Below are 16,413 nucleotides of genomic sequence, written 5' to 3'. Positions count from 1 at the left end.
GTGCCGCACCAGCCCGGCGAGCGGCTGCCGGTGGTGCGCCCGACGGCCGAGCCGGAGTTCGCCGCCGACCGACCGGTCGCGGAGCCGGAGCGGGCCGCCCGGCGGCTGCCGGCGGAACCGCCGGCCCGCGAGATGGCCGCGCCGACCGGCCGGGAGGTCGAGGCGCCGACCGGGCGCGCGGTGACGCCCCCGCGCCAACGCACCCCCGCCACCCGGGACGACAAGCCGGTACGCCCGGTCCGGGTCAAGGCCCCGAAGATCAAGTTCGGGGATCGCGACCCCTCGGTCGAGCTGGCCATCACCGAGATCGCCGGCCACCTCACCTTCACCCCCAACACCGTCACCGCCTGGTACTGGCTGCCGGAGGTGCGCTGGGCGTTCCGCCCGGACGCCGAGCGGGAGGCGCTGCTCGCCGCCATCTCCGAGCAGTACGCCGGGCTCGCCGGCTTCCGGCTGCACCTGCGCCGGACCACCCGGCCGTTCCCGGCCGACGAGTGGGCCCGCACCGTCGACGCGCACACCGCCGCGCCGCTGCCCGACGTGCCGGGCACCGCCGGCTGGGCCGACCACCTGGTCGCCGCGCAGCGCCACCTGATGGCGGTCAACCACGCCGAGGGCCAGACGTACCTGGGGGTGACCTTCGCCCGCCGGTCGCTCGGCGACTCGCTCACCGAGCGGCTGCTGCGCACCTTCGGCCGGGGCACCGCCGAGGGCGAACGGCGGCGGCTCGGGCGCACCGTCGAGCAGTTCGACGAGGTGCTGGGCGCGTTCGGCATGCGCGGCCGGCGGGTCACCGCGCAGGAGCTGGAGTGGCTGCTCTACCGCTCGGTGGCGCTCTGCATGGCGCCGCCCGGCACCCTCTCCCCGGTGACCGACGGCCGGTGGGAACGCGGTGACCTGCTCGCCCTCACCGAGCAGATCGAGCGCTACCGCACCCCGTACGGCTCGACGGTCAAGCTGGTCAACCGGATGACCGGCGAGGAACGGCACGTCGCCGTGCTGGCCGTGGGCCGGATGGAGCCGCTGGAGATCCCCGAGCGGCACGAGCCCTGGCTGCACTTCCACGAGCGGCTGCCGTGGCCGATGGAGATCTCCACGCGGGTCGACATCCTCGGCTCCGGCGACTCCTTCCGCAACCTCGAACACCGGCTCCGGATGATCCGCTCCCAGCAGCTCGACTACGCCGAGCACGGCATCGACGCGCCACCGGAGCTGGAGCGCCTGGCCAAGCGCGCCCTGGTCATCGGGGACGAGATGACCACCGGCCTGCCGGTGGACTCGGCCCGGGCGCACGGCTGGCACCGGATCGCTGTCGGCGGCCGGACCAGGGAGGAGTGCCTGGAGCGGGCCCGCCGGCTGGTCCAGCTCTACTCCCGGGAGCTGCGGATCTCCTTGCAGCACCCGAAGAACCAGGACTGGCTGGCCCGCGAGTTCATCCCGGGCGAGCCGATCGCCAACACCGGCTACGTCCGCCGGATGCCGGTGCCGCTGCTCGCGGCGGCGCTGCCGCAGGCCGCCTCCACAGTGGGCGACCGGCGCGGCGACCTGATCGGCCGGACGGCGGGCACCTGCCGGCGACCGGTCTTCCTCGACCTGCACTTCCCGATGGAGGTACGCGAGCGCTCCGGTCTCGCGGTCTTCGTCGCCGAGCCCGGCGGTGGCAAGTCCACCCTGCTCGGCGCGCTCGGCTACCTGGCCGCCCGGCGCGGCGTCCAGGTGACCCTGCTGGACCCGTCCGGCCCGCTGGCCCGGCTCTGCGCGATGCCCGAGCTGCGGCCGTATTCGCGGGTGCTCAACCTGACCGGCTCCGAGCACGGCACCCTGGCACCGTATTCACTCATCCCGACGCCGCTGCGCAGCGAGTTCGGCAGCGGCGCCACCGGCGACCGGGAGTTCGAGATCGCGGTCTCCAACGCCCGGGCCGAGCGGCGGATGCTGGTGCAGGACATCTGCATGATGCTGGTGCCGCCGCAGGTGGCCCGGGAGGCGTCCACCGCCACCCTGTTCCGGCACGCGGTACGCCAGGTGCCCGCCGAGGAGACGTCCACCCTGGACGACGTGGTGAGCTGCCTGCAGGGGCTGGACGACGACGCCGGCAAGGAGCTGGCGAACCTGCTGCTCGACACCGCCGAGATGCCGCTGGCCATGCTCTTCTTCGGCCGGCCCCCGGAGGGCCTGCTGGGCGCGGACGCGGCGCTGACCGTGATCACCATGGCCGGCCTGCGACTGCCCGACCTCAAGATCGAGCGCGAGTACTGGTCGGCCGAGGAGGCCCTCGCCCTGCCGATGCTGCACACCGCCCACCGGCTGGCCGTGCGCCGCTGCTACGGCGGCTCCATGTCGTCCCGGAAGCTGGTCGGGCTGGACGAGGCGCACTTCATGGAGGGCTGGCGGTCCGGCCGGTCGTTCCTGGTCCGCCTCGCCCGCGACTCCCGCAAGTGGAACCTGGCCGCCCTGGTCGCCTCGCAGAACCCCCGCGACATCCTCGGCCTCGACGTGCAGAACCTCGTCTCCACCGTCTTCGTCGGGCGGATCGCCGAGGACAGCGAGATCGCCTCCGAGGCGCTGCGGCTGCTGCGCGTGCCGGTCAACGACGGGTACGAGGCCACCCTCGCCTCACTCTCCGCGGCTGACGCCGGCTCCTCCGCCCGGCTCGGCTTCCGCGAGTTCGTGATGCGGGACGTCGACGCCCGGGTGCAGAAGGTCCGGGTCGACGTCTCGTACGTCGAGGGCCTGCTCGAACACCTCGACACCACTCCCGCGGCGGCGGCTCAGGCCGCCGGCGCACTGCCGACTCTCCTGCCTGACCTGGAGGCGTGACATGGCGAGGGCCCGGGCACGGATCGCGGCGCTCCTGCTCGCGCTCGGCGTACTCGCCGTGGCCACCGTCGGGTGGCCGGTGTTCGGCGAGACACCCGCGTCCGCCGCGCCGACCACCGCCCGGGCCGCCGCAGCAGCGGCGGAACTGTGCACCACCAAGGAGTGGCAGGCCGACTTCCGCGCCTGCGTGGCGAGGCTCAAGGCGGTCGGCGACGACGAGGTGAAGTGTCGCAACGCGCCGGTGCCCGGTGCGCCGGACTCCGGGCTCGCCGGCTGGTTCGCCGCCCGGCCGGACTCCTCCAAGCTGCCCGGCCCGAAGGGGCTGTACAGCGACTACGGCTACGCCGGATACAGCTACATCACGTACGACATCGAGGGCGGCTGTGCCTCCTCCGTCCTGCACCCCGACTACCGCTTCACCACGATGGTGGCCAACGGCGAGTTCATGTTCGCCAACGCGATCATCGGAGCGTCCAACGCGCTGCGCGAGCGCGCCTGGGACCCACGGACGATGTGGGGTTGGGCGGATCCGCTGGTGGAGAAGGCCACCAAGGCCGTCTACAAGAAGGTGTTCAGCGTCTTCGGGATCATCACCATCTGCGTGGTGGGTCTCTATCTGCTCTGGCGGTCCCGCCAGTCGGACATGAGCAACGCGATGACCACCGCCGGGTGGGCGATCCTGGTGATGGTGGGGGTGACCGCCCTGGCCGCCTGGCCGGTCAAGTCGGCGAACATCGCCGACGGCACCCTGATCACCACCCTCGGCGTGGTGCACGACGCGGTGGGCCCGGCGTCGAAGGACGTTCCGCCGGACAAGTGCGCGCTACCGAACCCGAACGCCTGCATCGACAAGCGTCCGCCGGCGGTTCGGGCCAGCGACACCGCCACCGAGACGATGCTCTACCGGAACTGGCTGCGCGGTGTGCTCGGCTCCGCGGACAGCGAGACCGCCAAGAAGTACGGTGCCGCACTTTACGACGCGAAGTCGCTGACCTGGGATGAGGCGGCGTCCCTCCGGGCGAATCCCGCGACTCGCGATGTCGTCATCAAGGCCAAGCAGCAGCAGTGGGCGAAGGTAGCCGCGCAGATCAAGTCCGAAGATCCGGAGGCTTACGAATATCTCCAGGGCGTCCGGGACATGGACCGGGTGGGCGCCGGCTTCATCGCGGTGCTCGCCTCGCTGCTCTTCGCGATGTTCGACCTGACCGCGTCGCTGCTGGTGCTGCTGGGCTTCCTGATCTTCCGGTGGGCGGTGATCGCCGCGCCGATCCTCGGCACGATCGGTCTGCTGCGACCGGCGAGCGCCGGGCTCCGCCGGCTGGGCAACGCGGTGGTCGCCGCCGTGTTCAACATCGCCATCTTCGGCACCGGCGCCGCCATCTACCTGTTCGCGGTGGATCTCATCATGAGCACGCCGACCCTGGCCGGCTGGCTCCAGGTGGTGCTGGTCTGGCTCTGCGGCGTGGTCGGCTGGCTGCTGCTGCGCCCGTACCGGCGCATCACCCAGCTCGGCGGCAAGGACAGCAGCGAGGCGGTGGGTTCGGCCGGCTCGTGGCACCGGAGGTTCTTCCGGGACGTCCGGGTCGCCGCCCGCCTCGACGTGGTGGAGCCCGGCGGCACCGCCGAGCCTGCGGTCGGCCGGCAACGCCGACCGGCACCGGAACAGACCTCCCTGCGCCCGGAGGCCCGCCGGGAGGATCCGGTGCACAGCGCGACCAGCCCGCCGGAGCAGCAGCAGCGACCGGACGGCCGGGAGCGCGTTGACGAGCGGCCCGAGACCGAGCGGCGACCGGACCGACCGGCTCCTCCGCAGCCCCGCCGCCGGCAGCCGGCCACCTGGACCGAGCCGGATGTGCCGGAGGAGGCACCCTCGTTCGCCATCTACCGGCCCGGCTCGACGGAGCGCACACCCGCCGCGCCGCCAACCCGCCGGATCCGGTCCGAGGCGCGGTGACGGCGATGCGGCGGGCGCTGGAGTTCCTGTTCACCCGGGCGTTGCGGTCCCGGATCGGCGTCGCGCTCGCCCTCGCGGTGGTGGTGTTCGGCATCATCGGCGCCGCCCGCCTCGTCGCCGGGCCCACCGACTCGCCCGCCGGGGTGACCGGTGGGCCCCGGCAGCCGATCAGCACGGTCGATCCGGAGACCGGTGACGACGGCGCCACGTCCGTCGCCGAGCCCCCGCCGCCCCGGACCAGTCCCGGCGCGTTGACCCCGGAGCGCACCGCGGAACGGTTCGCCACCGCCTGGCTCGGCGCCGGACCGGACGCGGACCAGTGGCAGGCGGCGATGCGCCCGCTCTCGACGGCCGCGCTCACCGAGAAACTGCGCGGGGCCGATCCCGCGGGCGTACCCGCGGAGCGGGTCACCGGCGCGCCCACGCTGCTGCCCCGAACCGAGACCACCGTCGAGGTGACCGTTCCCCTCGATCTCGGGCGACTCCGGCTCACGCTGGTGGGTCCGGAGGGGCGTTGGCTGGTGGACGAGGTGGACTGGGAGCGGCAATGAGCGACCTGAGCGGCATCGTCGGCCCCACCCGGCGCACCCTGCGACGCGGCGTCGTCGCCGGCGCGCTGACCGCGCTGCTCGCGCTGCTCTGCTGCGTCGGCGGCGCCGGGGCGTTCCTGCTCACCGAGCTCGGCGACGAGAAGCAGGACGAGCCGACGACGGCCGCCGCCCTCGGCTGCACCCAGGCGCACGACGTGAACGTCACCGGCCGGATGCCCCGGTTCGCGGAGTACGGCGAGGAGCAGCTGCGCAACGCCGCCGTGATCATCAAGGTCGGCCAGGACATGGACGTGCCCGCCCGGGGTTGGGTGATCGCGATCGCCACCGCCATGCAGGAGTCCGCGCTGCGCAACCTGGGCCACCTGGGCCGGCGCAACGACCACGACTCGGTGGGCCTGTTCCAGCAACGCCCCAGCCAGGGCTGGGGCACCCCCGCCCAGTTGCGGGACCCGGTCTACGCGTCCCGCAAGTTCTACGCCAAGATGCTGCGGGTCCCGCGTTGGGAGCACCGGCCGTTGACGGACGTCGCCCAGACCGTGCAGGTCAGCGCGTTCCCCGACGCCTACGCCAAGCACGAGGACCTGGCCGGCCGGATCGTCAACGCGCTGGCCGGCGGAGCGGCCCGGACGGTACTGATCGCCGGGCAGGCCCGCTGCGACGCGGCGGCCGGCGCCCGGATCGCCGCCTCCGGCTGGACGGCCCCGCTTCCCGGCGGGGTGGTGTCCGGCTTCCGTACCGCGGCCCGGCCGGCACACAACGGGGTCGACCTCGCGGCCGACAAGGAGACGCCGATCCACGCCGTGACGAGCGGTCGGGTGCTGGTCGCCCGGTGCGACCCGGACCGCCAGGGACGGCGGGACTGCAACGTGGACGGTTACCCGGGCAAGGGCGGCTGCGGCTGGTTCGTCGACATCCTGCACGCCGGCGGTTACATCACCCGCTACTGCCACATGATCCGGCGCCCGCTGGTGCAGCCGGGACAGCTGGTGGCGGCCGGACAGGAGATCGGTCGCAGCGGCAGCAGCGGCAACTCGTCCGGCCCGCACCTGCACTTCGAAGTGCACGTGGACGCGGACCGCTCCAAGCGCGGGGCCATCAACCCGGTGCCGTTCATGCGGGAACGGGGCGCCCCGCTCTCCGGCAAGGCATGAGAGTCTCCACGGCATGACCGGCCCCCTTCCCGACCCGTTCGCCGGCCAGCCGGACTGGGCGCCGCTGCCACCCCGCCCCGTCGAGATCGTGCCGGCCACCGCCCGGGTCGACCTGCGCGGGCAGCGGGTGCTGGTCGGTCTGCCCGGACTGGGCTGGCGCGGGGACCTGCGGGCCGACGACCGGGTGGTCCAGGGGAGCCGCACCTACGTGCCGATCATCCCGGAGCACGAGTGGTACCGCGCCGAGGCCGAGCAGGTGGAGGTGTTCGCACCCCTGGTGCCGGTCGAACGGGTCTGGGTGGAGACGATCGGCCAGCGGCCACCGAGCACCGAAGGGCCGTCCACCGCCGGGCCTCGGCTGGTCTCGCTCGACGGTCCGTCGCACCGCGTGCCGACACCGGTGTTCGAGGCCGACGCGGTCACCGGGCGCCGAGTGGTGCACGTGGTCGACTCGATCGAGCACCGCGACCTGCGGGCGGTCACCGAGACCTACTCCGGCGCGGAGGGTGACATCTGCGTCCGGGTCACGCCGGAGCTGGAGTGGTACCGCTGGGCCTGGCGCGGCCAGCCACCGAGCACCCTGGAGGTGCCGGTCCACCTGCTCTGGCTGGAGTAGCCGCCCGTTAGCCGGCTCGCTGTGCGCCACACACAGCCCAGCCGTCCTGCTGCCTCGTCTCGAACCGCCAGCTCTGCCGATCGCTCTGGGAGACGCCGTCGACCATGGCGGAGATGATGAGGTCGACCTCGACAACGGCGTCATCCCCCGACTGCTGGGCGTTCAACGGTCCCCAGCGCACCGAGATCGTCGTATTGAACTTCTCTTCCCGCGCGACGAGGTCATCCCGAAGCTCGCGTAGGCCGTCCAGTTCGGTCCGTCCGTCACAGACAAACCCCTGCGCCTTGGTGTCGTTACGGTCTCCCAGATATGCCTGGATGTAGTTGGCCACCACCACGTCCGGGGCGCTGCGGTCCGGTGTCGTCGCGCGGTGGTACAGCACGAACCCCGCCACCACACCACCGACGCAGAGCAGTGCGAGCACCCCGGCGACCACCGTCAGAACGGTGCGCAGCCGGCGCGGCGGCCGGGCCGGCTGCGGCGCCGCCGGAGGCGGAGCCAACTGCTCCGGCGGGGTCCGCTGCGCCGGTACGCGGGAGACCTGGGAACCGGCGGGGGGCTGCACTGATTCCACCCCTTGAGGCTATCGGCTGGGCGCCTCGTACCCAATGCCCCAGATGCTGCGGATCGTGACCGGACAACCCCGGCAGGTGAGAGTTCACCCTGATTTGGGACGGGATCGGCGCAGCGCCGACGCGCATCCCGGAGGAGGGGGCCGCCCTGGGTTACGGTCTCTGCTCGGGGAGGGTTGCCAGCCTCGGGATGAGGGGGTGGAGCGGTGGCCGGTCCGAAGGCTCGCATCAACCGCGCCGCCGCACTGCACCGGCGAGCCGCGGCCACCGCGGCGGCTGCGGCCACCGCGCTGGACGAGACCCGTCCCGCCCCGGCCGACCAGCGCCGGCAGTACGAGATCGCCGACCGGCTGCGTACGGTGGCGGCGCTGGTGGCGCCCGGCTGGTCGGGCGCACCGCTGGACACCCTCGACCCGGCGGCCGTGGCCGGTGACGGCCCGCCGGCCTTCGTCCGGGTCGGCACGGCGGCCCCGCTGGACGACGCCCGCTTTCCGGCCCTGGTTCCGCTGCTCGGCACCGGTCACCTCACCGTCGACGCCGACGCCGGGGATCCCCGGGTCGCCGGGCTGCTCCGCAGCGTGCTGCTGCGCCTGCTGGCCGCCACCCCGGCGGGCTGCCTGCTGGTCCGCGCGGTGGACGCGGACGCCGGTGCCGCGACGGGCAGCGCTGGGGCCACTTTCGCCGACTTCGTCGATCTGGTAGACGCCGGCCTGATGCCACCCCCGGCGGTGGACGTGGCCGGGCTGCGGGCCGTGTTGACGGAGGCCGAGCAGTGGGTGGCGCCGGGCGGCGGGCGGGCGCGCCGGCACGACCGGACCCTGCTGCTGGTGATCGCCCACCTGCCGGCGTCGGCCGGTCCGGACGACCTGGCGCGGATCGAGGCGCTCGCCGCGCAGGGCCGACAGGCGGGCCTACACCTGATCGTGGCCGGCTGGCCACCGCCCGGCCCGTACGCCGCCCGGGAGCCGCTGCCGCAGTCCACCGCGCTCTTTCTGCGTAACGCCTACGCGCTGCTCGGTGATCCGCCGAGCGGTTCCCTCGCCGGGCCGGGCGCGGCGGCGCCGGGCGGGTTGAACTCGCCGGTCTTCCTCGACGACGAGCCGCCGCCCGAACTGCTGGCGGCGGTCTGCCGGCGGCTCGCCGACCAGGTCGAGGCGGGTTCCCGACTGGACCTGGCCGACCTGCTGCCCGATCCGGACGGCGAGCTGTGGGAGTCGAGTTCGGCGGACGGCGCGTCGACCACGGTCGGCGACGCTGGTGGCCGGCCGGTGCGCATCGGCTTCACCGAGCTGACCCCGCACTGGTTGGTCAGTGGCCGCTCGGCCGCCGTCCGCGCCGCCTTCCTGACCAATGCGCTGCTCGGGTTGACCGCCCGCTACTCCCCCGCCGAGCTGGAGCTGTATCTGGTCGACCTCGACGAGGACGAGTCCTTCGTGGAGTTCCTGCAGACCGAGCGGGACCGGTCCTGGGTGCCGCAGGTCCGGGCCGCCGCGATGGGCGCCGACCGGGAGTACGTGCTCGACCTGCTCGACCTGCTCAGCGCGGAGGTGCGCAGCCGGGAGGAGGCGGGCCACCGGGCGGGCGGCCAGCGCTTCACCGAGCTGCGCCAGCACCAGCGCCTGCCCCGGTTGGTCTGCGTGATCGACAGCGTGTCGCGGCTGTTCGCGGTGCGGGACCGGATCGCCACCGAGGCGGCGGCGAAACTGGACGCGCTCGCCCGCGCCGCGCGGTCGTACGGGGTGCACCTGGTCCTGGCCGGCGAGGGTGATCTGGGGATGGCCGGCCCGACCACCCGGGACTCGGTGCTCGGGCAGTTCCCGGTGCGGGTGGCGCTGCCCGGTGGGGGCGCGGTGCTGGAGCCGACCAACGACGCCGCGGCCGGCCTGCCCCTGGGCAGCGCGGTGGTCAACACCGCCGGCGGCCTGGGCGGCCCGCGGGGCGCGACCCGGGGGCATGAGCGGATGGTCCGGTTCCCGGATCCGCACGACGATCCGGAGACGGTGGCCGCGCTGCGGCACCGACTCTGGTCGGCCCGGCCCGAGGGCACGTCCCCGCCGGTGGTCTTCGCCGGGTACGCCCGGCCGCTGCTGCGCAACGACCCGCTGCACCGGGCCGCCCTGGCCGGGCAGCCGTGCACCCCGGCGGCGCTGCTGGGCCGGGCGGTCGACGTACGCCGGAGCACGGTGGCGGTGCCGCTGGGCCCGGTGGCCGGCCGGAACCTGGCGGTGCTCGGACCGGGCGCGGACGCGGCGGAGCTGCTGGTGACGGCCGTCCGGAGCGTCGCCGCGCAGCATCGTCCCGGGACCGCCCGGTTCCTGGTCGCGGCGGCCGCCGAGGGCGCGGCCGGAGCCGCCGAGGCGCTGGTCGCCGAGTTGGCCGCCCGGCACCGGGTGACCCGGGTGGACGTCGCCGACCTGCTCACCGCCGCCGACCACCAGCCCGGCCACCCCGCCGCCGGCCCCGAGCCGGCCACGCCCTGCGCCGACCCGACCGGCGAGCCGACGGCGGCCGGCCCGAGCGGTGCCGGCGCACCGGCGGTGACCGGGCCGACCGGGTTCGACAGCGGACCGGCCACGACCACGCCGGCCGGGGTCGACAGCGAAGCAGAGAAGGCCGGGGGCGAACCGATCGCCGGGGTGACCTACCTGGTGGTCTTCGGGGTGGACTCGGCGCCCACCGGGGCGCTGCCCGCCGAGCGGCTGCGCGTGGTGCTGCGCGACGGGCCTCCGGCCGGCACCCACCTGCTCGGCTGGTGGCGGACGGTGCCGACGTTCGCGGCCCTGGCGGAGGCCGACGGCGAGGTGGAGAAGCTGGCCGCGGTCGCGGTGGTGGGCACGCCCGGCGCGCAGTTGGCGTCGGTGTTCGGCCGGCCGGTGGACTGGCGTCCGCGGCCGGACCGGGCGGTGCTCTGGGACGGCCCGGGCGAGCACGGCGTCGTGCTGGTGCCGTTCGCGGCCGAGGAGGGGACGGCATGAGGGTGCTGCGGGGCCAGGCCGCGCCGGGGCAGCGCACCGGCACGGAGCCGGCCGTGCCGGGCCAGGTAACCGTCGAGGAGCCGGCGGCCGATCCGGCGCTGGCGGCCTGGTCGGAGTACGTCGCCGCGGCCCGCCAGCTCGACGGGGTACGCCGGGCCGCGTCGACCGCCGCCGCCGAGCAGGCCCGGGCGGTGCAGGCCGCCCGGGACGAGCTGTCCGGGGTGGACGCCCGGCTGGCGGCGCAGCAGTCGCGGCTGCGTGAGCTGGGCGTACCCGCGATGTCGCTGGCCCCGTCGCCGCCGGAGCTGACCGAGGCGGCCCGGTCGATGGTGGGCGGCCCGGCGGCGGTGCTGGCGGCGCTGCGGGCCGCCGAGGGCTGGGCGGACGCGGCCGATCAGACGCTGGCCGCCCGGGGGCCGCTGCGGCCCGCGTCGTGGCCGGCGCGACCCCGCAACCTGCTGGTGTACGGGCCGCTGGCGCTGCTCGTACCCCTGCTCCAGCTGATCCTCTTCGTGACCACCGGCACCGGCGCGGCGAGCATCGCGGCGCTGGTGTGCGGGTTGCCGATGCCGGCGGTCGCCTTCATGGTGGGCTGGCTCGCCACCGGACGGCTCTTCCCGGCGGGCCCGGACGGGCGGGTGGACCGCACCCCCCGGTTCGGGGCGCTGGTCTGCCTGGTGCCGGCGGTAACGACCACGGCCGGGATCGTGCTGGCGATGCTGGCGGGCTGAGCCCGGCGGCGGCGCCCGCGTTCAGGCCGTGCGGAAGGCCGGCACCACTCAGCGGTGCAGGATCAGCGACATCGCCTCGGCGCGGGACTTGGCGTCCTGCTGGAGGATGCCGCGTACCGCCGAGGTGATGGTCTGCGCGCCGGACTTCTGGATGCCACGCATCGCCATGCACATGTGCTCGCACTCGAGCACCACGATGACGCCGCGCGGCGCCAGCCTGGTCATCAGCAGGTCGGCGATCTGCGCGGTGAGCCGCTCCTGGACCTGCGGCCGGCGGGCGAAGACCTCGACCAGCCGGGCCAGCTTGGACAGGCCGGTGATCCGGCCGTCGGGGCCGGGGATGTAACCGATGTGCGCGCTGCCCCGGAACGGCAGCAGGTGGTGCTCGCAGAGGCTCATCACGTCGATGTCCCGGACCAGCACGAGTTCCTCGTGGTTGGCCTCGAAGGTGGTGCTGAGCACCTGCGCCGGGTCGACCCGCAGGCCGGCGAAGAGTTCGGCGTACGCGCGGGCCACCCGGGCCGGGGTCTGCACGAGCCCGTCACGGTCGGGGTTCTCCCCGACCGCGATGAGGATCTCGCGGACGGCCTTCTCGATCCGGGCCAGGTCGACGGTGTCCTCGACCGGACGGCCGGTGAGCCGGCCGCTGATCAGCCGGGCGGCGACGTAGTCCAGCTCGTCGCTGTCGGGCTCGGTGGACGAAGCGGCCAGCCCCGAATTCTCGGGGCTGGCCGCGTCAGGCGTACTCAGTGGGAACCGTCCGAGTTGTGCGCGGGGCTGACGGTGGCGCCGTCGGCCTGGGCCTGCGCCTTGAGCTTCTCCTTCTCGGCCGGGGTGAGCACCGGCGGCTCGGTGGAGGGCTGGCGCTTGCCGAAGCCGTTGTACGGGGCCAGCGGCGGGCGCTTCACCACCCGGGCGCAGATCCGGGCCATGTCGGCGGTGGAGAGGGTCTCCTTCTCCATCAGCTCCAGGACCATGTTGTCCAGCACGTCCCGGTATTCCACCAGGATCTCCCAGGCCTCGTCGTGGGCCAGTTCGATAAGTGCCCGCATCTCGCCGTCGATCTCGGCGGCCACCGAGTCCGAGTAGTCCCGCTCGTGGCCCATGTTGCGGCCGAGGAACGGCTCGTCCCCGCTGGTGCCGTACTTGATCGCGCCGAGCTTGGAGCTCATGCCGTACTGCGTGATCATCGCGCGGGCCAGCTGGGTGGCCTTCTCGATGTCGTTGCCGGCGCCGGTGGTCGGCTCGTGGAAGACCAGCTCCTCGGCGGCCCGGCCGCCCAGCGCGTACGCCAGGGTGTCGATCATCTCGGCCCGGGTCTGGGTGTACTTGTCCTCGGTGGGGAGCACCAGCGTGTGCCCCAGCGAGCGGCCCCGGGACAGGATGGTCACCTTGTGCACCGGCGCGGCGTGCGGCAGCGCCCAGGCGACCAGCGCGTGGCCACCCTCGTGGTACGCGGTGATCTTCTTCTCCTGGTCGCTCATCACCCGGGTCCGGCGCTGCGGACCGGCGATCACCCGGTCGATCGACTCCTCCAGGGAGTCGTTGGTGATCGCCCGCTGTTCCTTGCGGGCGGTGAGCAGCGCGGCCTCGTTGATCACGTTGGCCAGGTCGGCGCCGCTGAAGCCCGGGGTACGCCGGGCGACCGAGTCGAGGTCGACGTCGGGCGTGAACGGCTTGCCCTTGGCGTGCACCCGCAGGATGGCCTTGCGGCCCTCCATGTCGGGGGCGTCCACCGGGATCTGCCGGTCGAACCGGCCCGGGCGCAGCAGCGCCGGGTCGAGGATGTCCGGCCGGTTGGTGGCGGCGATCAGGATGACCCCGCCCTTGGTGTCGAAGCCATCCATCTCGACCAGCAGCTGGTTGAGGGTCTGCTCGCGCTCGTCGTGGCCGCCGCCCATGCCGGCGCCACGGTGCCGGCCCACGGCGTCGATCTCGTCGACGAAGACGATCGCCGGGGCGTTCGCCTTGGCCTGCTCGAAGAGGTCGCGGACCCGGCTGGCGCCGACACCGACGAACATCTCCACGAAGTCGGAGCCGGAGATGGAGTAGAACGGCACGCCGGCCTCGCCGGCCACGGCCCGGGCGAGCAGGGTCTTACCGGTTCCGGGCGGGCCGAAGAGCAGCACGCCCTTGGGGATCTTGGCACCGAGGGCCTGGTACTTCGCCGGGTTCTGGAGGAAGTCCTTGATCTCGTGGAGCTCCTCGACGGCCTCCTCGGCCCCGGCCACGTCCGCGAAGGTGGTCTTCGGCGTGTCCTTGGTGATCATCTTCGCCTTGGACTTGCCGAAGTTGAGCACCCGCGAGCCGCCGCCCTGCATCTGCGACATGAAGAACAGCAGCAGAAGCACCAGCAGCGCGATCGGGAGGAGGTTGACCAGCAGGCTCACCCAGATGCTGTCCGACGACACCTTGGTGTCGATCGGACCGGTGATCCGGTCGGCCGCCTTGGCCTCACGCACCTCGTTCCAGACCTGGCCGCCCACCTCGTACGGGAACTGGGCCTCGATCCGGTCGGTATCGGTGTCGCCGAACTTGGCCTTGTCCTTCAGGTCGATCTGGAGCGTCTGCTCCTTGTCCTGGAAGACGACCTTTTCGATGCCACCCTTGTTGAGCTGGTCCAGCGCCACGGACGTGTCCACCCGGTGGTAGCTGGGTCCAGCGGTGAACAGCTGACTGAGCACAACGGCGCCGAGGATGACCAGGATGATCCAGACCACCGGTCGGCGGAAGAAACGCGTACGTTCCATGCTGTCGTCGGGCGCCGAGACGCCCGCATCCTCCTGATCGACGTCCTGACCGTCTCCAATGATGTCGCCGCCGTCGGCGGCGTCGTGGCCGCCGTGCGGGCCGGCCTCGACCCCGGGGCGCGAAACTGCCGCGCCGCGGTCATTCGACGGTACACCGTCAGTGCCGGATGTGAGCTTGCGAGCCCAGCACTTACGCGTACGGCGAACCGGGGTTTGGGCCGGCGTGACGCGGACACCGCGCCCGGCCACCCGTCCGCACGGTCGGACGGTGCGAGGGGCCGGACGTGGCGAGATACCTCCACGCCACCGGCCTACACCGTAGTCCGAACAGCTGAGAGCCCGCTGAACGTCCGCTTGACGTGGCGCTCAGGCGCGGGCGTAGACCTCGGGCTTCAGCACGCCGACGTAGGGCACCTCGCGGTAGCGCTCGCCGAAGTCGAGGCCGTAGCCGACGACGAACTCGGTGGGGATGTCGAAGCCGACGTACTTCACCGGCACCTGCACCTTGACCGCGTCGGGCTTGCGGAACAGCGCCACCACCTCGACGCTCGCCGCGCTGCGCGACTCCAGGTAGCGCAGCAGCCAGGAGAGGGTCAGCCCGGAGTCGACGATGTCCTCGACGACCACCACGTGCCGGCCGGCGATGTCGCGGTCCAGGTCCTTGAGGATCCGGACCACGCCGGAGGAGGTGGTGCCCTGGCCGTACGAGGAGACGGCCATGAACTCCAGCTCGGCGGGGGGGCCCTGCCGGCCGAGCGCGCGGGCGAAGTCGGCCATGAACATGACCGCGCCCTTGAGCACGCAGACGAGCAGCAGCCCGTCGACGTCCGCGTAGTCCGCGGAGACCTGCTTGGCCAGCTCCGCGGTCTTCTCGCGGATCTGTGCCTCGGAAATGATCACGTGGTCGATGTCGGCGTCGTACCAGGAGCCGTCAGCCATGGCCCTAGCCTGCCGTACGCCCGCGGGCTCCCGTCGGCGGGGCCGGCTCTTCGGCGCGGCCCCGCCCGGGGATCTTCGGCGCGTACGGTGCGAATCACCTCAGCAGGTGCTCGACCGCCAGCGGCGGCCGTCGTCGGTGGGCTTCCAGTCGGCCGAGTCGTGGCTGTCGACGGTGAGGCCGGCGCTGGAGGCGGCGGCGAGGAGGACCAGAAAGAGCAGGAGCAGCAGGAAGGCCATGGCGGCGCTCGCTTTCACTGGGTATCGGATGATTTCGCCGCCGGTGCGCACCGGACTGAACCCAGTTTCCGCCGCTCCCGCCGGGGCCGACAGTGGCAGGAATGACATAGGGCATCGATTTTCTGCCACCTGCCGGGTTACCCTCGTCACATGCTCAGTTCGGTGGCCGTCCTCGCGCTCGATCACGTCGCCGCGTTCGAGCTGGGGGTGCTCGCCGAGGTCTTCGGCACCGACCGGACGGCCGACGGCTTCCCCGGCTACCGCTTCGCGGTGTGCAGCCCGGACGGCGGCCCGGTCCGCACCGCGTCCGGCTTCCAGCTGGTGCCCACCCACGACCTGGCCCCCGTCGAGGACGCCGACCTGGTCGCCGTGCCCGCGCACAGCCGGGGCTGCCCGGTCCCCGAGCCGGTGCTGACCGCCCTGCGCCGGGCCGCCGACCGGGGCGCCTGGCTGCTCAGCGTCTGCTCCGGGGCGTTCCTGCTCGGCGCGGCCGGGCTGCTCGACGACCGGGACTGCACCACCCACTGGCGGCACACCGACGAACTGCAACGGCAGCACCCCCGGGCCCGGGTCAGCTGCAACTCGCTCTACGTCCAGGACGGTCGGCTGCTCACCAGCGCCGGCACCGCCGCCGGCATCGACGCGTGCCTGCACCTGGTCCGGCAGGCACACGGCTCCGAGGTGGCGACCCGGCTGGCCCGCCGGATGGTCGTCCCCCCGCACCGCGACGGCGGCCAGGCCCAGTACGTCGAGGCGCCGATCCCCCGGGCACCCGAGGCAGCCACCCTCGAACCGGTGCTGGCCTGGCTGATGGGGCACCTGGACCGGCCGGTCACGGTGGAGGAACTCGCCGGCCGGGCCGGGATGGCCCCGCGCACCTTCGCCCGCCGGTTCCGGGCGGAGACCGGCACCACGCCGCACGACTGGGTGACCAACCAGCGGGTGCTGCTCGCCCGGCAACTGCTGGAGGAGACCGCGTTGACCGTGGAGGAGGTCGCCGGCCGGGCCGGCTTCGGCGACGCCGCCGGCCTGCGGCACCACTTCACCCGGCGGGTCGGCACCACCCCGCTGGCCTACCGCACCACCTTCCGGGCCCGGGTCGGGGCGGTCTGACCCG

General features: G+C 73.5%; 13 protein-coding genes. 8 read left to right on the top strand and 5 right to left on the bottom strand.

What is annotated here, in order from left to right; translation table 11 throughout:
* From K7640_RS26915 to K7640_RS26895, 5 genes are all read left to right on the top strand, one after another.
* On the top strand, positions 1–2,820 hold a 2,820-nt coding region (locus tag K7640_RS26915), incomplete at its 5' end, for an ATP-binding protein (protein WP_255610020.1).
* 1 nt (position 2,821) lies between these two features.
* Entirely contained in the window at positions 2,822–4,774 is a 1,953-nt protein-coding gene (locus K7640_RS26910) for an MFS transporter (RefSeq protein ID WP_222957724.1), read from the top strand.
* Complete coding sequence (locus tag K7640_RS26905; protein ID WP_222957723.1) at positions 4,771–5,325, top strand: hypothetical protein; 555 nt, start codon at positions 4,771–4,773, stop codon at positions 5,323–5,325. Before K7640_RS26910 ends, K7640_RS26905 begins: the two co-directional genes overlap by 4 nt.
* Before the next feature lie 5 nt (positions 5,326–5,330).
* Positions 5,331–6,476, top strand: a complete 1,146-nt coding sequence (locus K7640_RS26900) for a M23 family metallopeptidase (RefSeq protein WP_222957729.1) — start codon at positions 5,331–5,333, stop codon at positions 6,474–6,476.
* A 13-nt stretch (positions 6,477–6,489) separates the two neighbouring features.
* Positions 6,490–7,092, top strand: a complete 603-nt coding sequence (locus tag K7640_RS26895) for a hypothetical protein (protein ID WP_222957722.1) — start codon at positions 6,490–6,492, stop codon at positions 7,090–7,092.
* Between the two features lie 7 nt (positions 7,093–7,099).
* On the opposite strand, the gene K7640_RS26890 is transcribed toward K7640_RS26895, so the two are convergent.
* Positions 7,100–7,657 carry a hypothetical protein gene (locus K7640_RS26890; RefSeq protein WP_222957728.1) on the bottom strand — a complete coding sequence of 186 codons (558 nt, stop codon included), beginning with the start codon at positions 7,655–7,657 and terminating at the stop codon, positions 7,100–7,102.
* A 213-nt stretch (positions 7,658–7,870) separates the two neighbouring features.
* Between K7640_RS26890 and K7640_RS26885 the strand changes: the two genes are divergently transcribed.
* Entirely contained in the window at positions 7,871–10,639 is a 2,769-nt protein-coding gene (locus K7640_RS26885) for a cell division protein FtsK (protein ID WP_222957721.1), read from the top strand.
* Positions 10,636–11,370: a hypothetical protein gene (locus tag K7640_RS26880; RefSeq protein ID WP_255610018.1), complete on the top strand. Its 735-nt coding sequence runs from the start codon at positions 10,636–10,638 to the stop codon at positions 11,368–11,370. The genes K7640_RS26885 and K7640_RS26880 overlap by 4 nt, the downstream gene beginning before the upstream one ends.
* Positions 11,371–11,418: 48 nt before the next feature.
* Here the strand turns inward: K7640_RS26880 and folE are convergent, their stop codons facing one another.
* The 4 genes from folE to K7640_RS26860 form a co-directional block, all read right to left on the bottom strand.
* Positions 11,419–12,081, bottom strand: coding sequence for a GTP cyclohydrolase I FolE (gene folE / locus K7640_RS26875; RefSeq protein WP_222957726.1), 663 nt, complete (start codon positions 12,079–12,081; stop codon positions 11,419–11,421).
* Positions 12,082–12,116: 35 nt separating this feature from the next.
* A complete protein-coding gene (ftsH, locus tag K7640_RS26870) occupies positions 12,117–14,120 on the bottom strand; it encodes an ATP-dependent zinc metalloprotease FtsH (protein WP_222957720.1) in 2,004 nt (667 codons plus the stop codon).
* 366 nt (positions 14,121–14,486) lie between these two features.
* Positions 14,487–15,059 (bottom strand): hypoxanthine phosphoribosyltransferase, encoded by a 573-nt coding sequence (gene hpt / locus K7640_RS26865; RefSeq protein WP_222957719.1) that lies wholly within the window; start codon positions 15,057–15,059, stop codon positions 14,487–14,489.
* Positions 15,060–15,158: 99 nt separating this feature from the next.
* Positions 15,159–15,314, bottom strand: a complete 156-nt coding sequence (locus K7640_RS26860; protein WP_222957730.1) for a hypothetical protein — start codon at positions 15,312–15,314, stop codon at positions 15,159–15,161.
* Between the two features lie 132 nt (positions 15,315–15,446).
* On the opposite strand from K7640_RS26860, the gene K7640_RS26855 reads away from it, so the two are divergent.
* The gene (locus K7640_RS26855; RefSeq protein WP_222957718.1) at positions 15,447–16,409 is read left to right on the top strand and encodes a GlxA family transcriptional regulator; all 963 of its coding nucleotides are present in this window, start codon (positions 15,447–15,449) and stop codon (positions 16,407–16,409) included.
* The last annotated feature ends 4 nt before the right edge of the window (positions 16,410–16,413 follow it).

Origin of the sequence: Micromonospora sp. PLK6-60 (assembly GCF_019890675.1) — a bacterium.
Classification (GTDB): domain Bacteria; phylum Actinomycetota; class Actinomycetes; order Mycobacteriales; family Micromonosporaceae; genus Micromonospora.
The sequence above is the reverse complement of the archived record's forward strand: the minus strand, read 5'-3'. Positions and strand labels throughout refer to the sequence as shown.

Coding starts and splice junctions, on each gene's coding strand:
- K7640_RS26895 (WP_222957722.1), top strand. CDS start 6,490: ATGACCGGCCCCCTTCCCGACCCGTTCGCCGGCCAGCCGGACTGGGCG.
- K7640_RS26880 (WP_255610018.1), top strand. CDS start 10,636: ATGAGGGTGCTGCGGGGCCAGGCCGCGCCGGGGCAGCGCACCGGCACG.
- K7640_RS26855 (WP_222957718.1), top strand. CDS start 15,447: ATGCTCAGTTCGGTGGCCGTCCTCGCGCTCGATCACGTCGCCGCGTTC.
- K7640_RS26910 (WP_222957724.1), top strand. CDS start 2,822: ATGGCGAGGGCCCGGGCACGGATCGCGGCGCTCCTGCTCGCGCTCGGC.
- hpt (WP_222957719.1), bottom strand. CDS start 15,059: ATGGCTGACGGCTCCTGGTACGACGCCGACATCGACCACGTGATCATT.
- ftsH (WP_222957720.1), bottom strand. CDS start 14,120: ATGGAACGTACGCGTTTCTTCCGCCGACCGGTGGTCTGGATCATCCTG.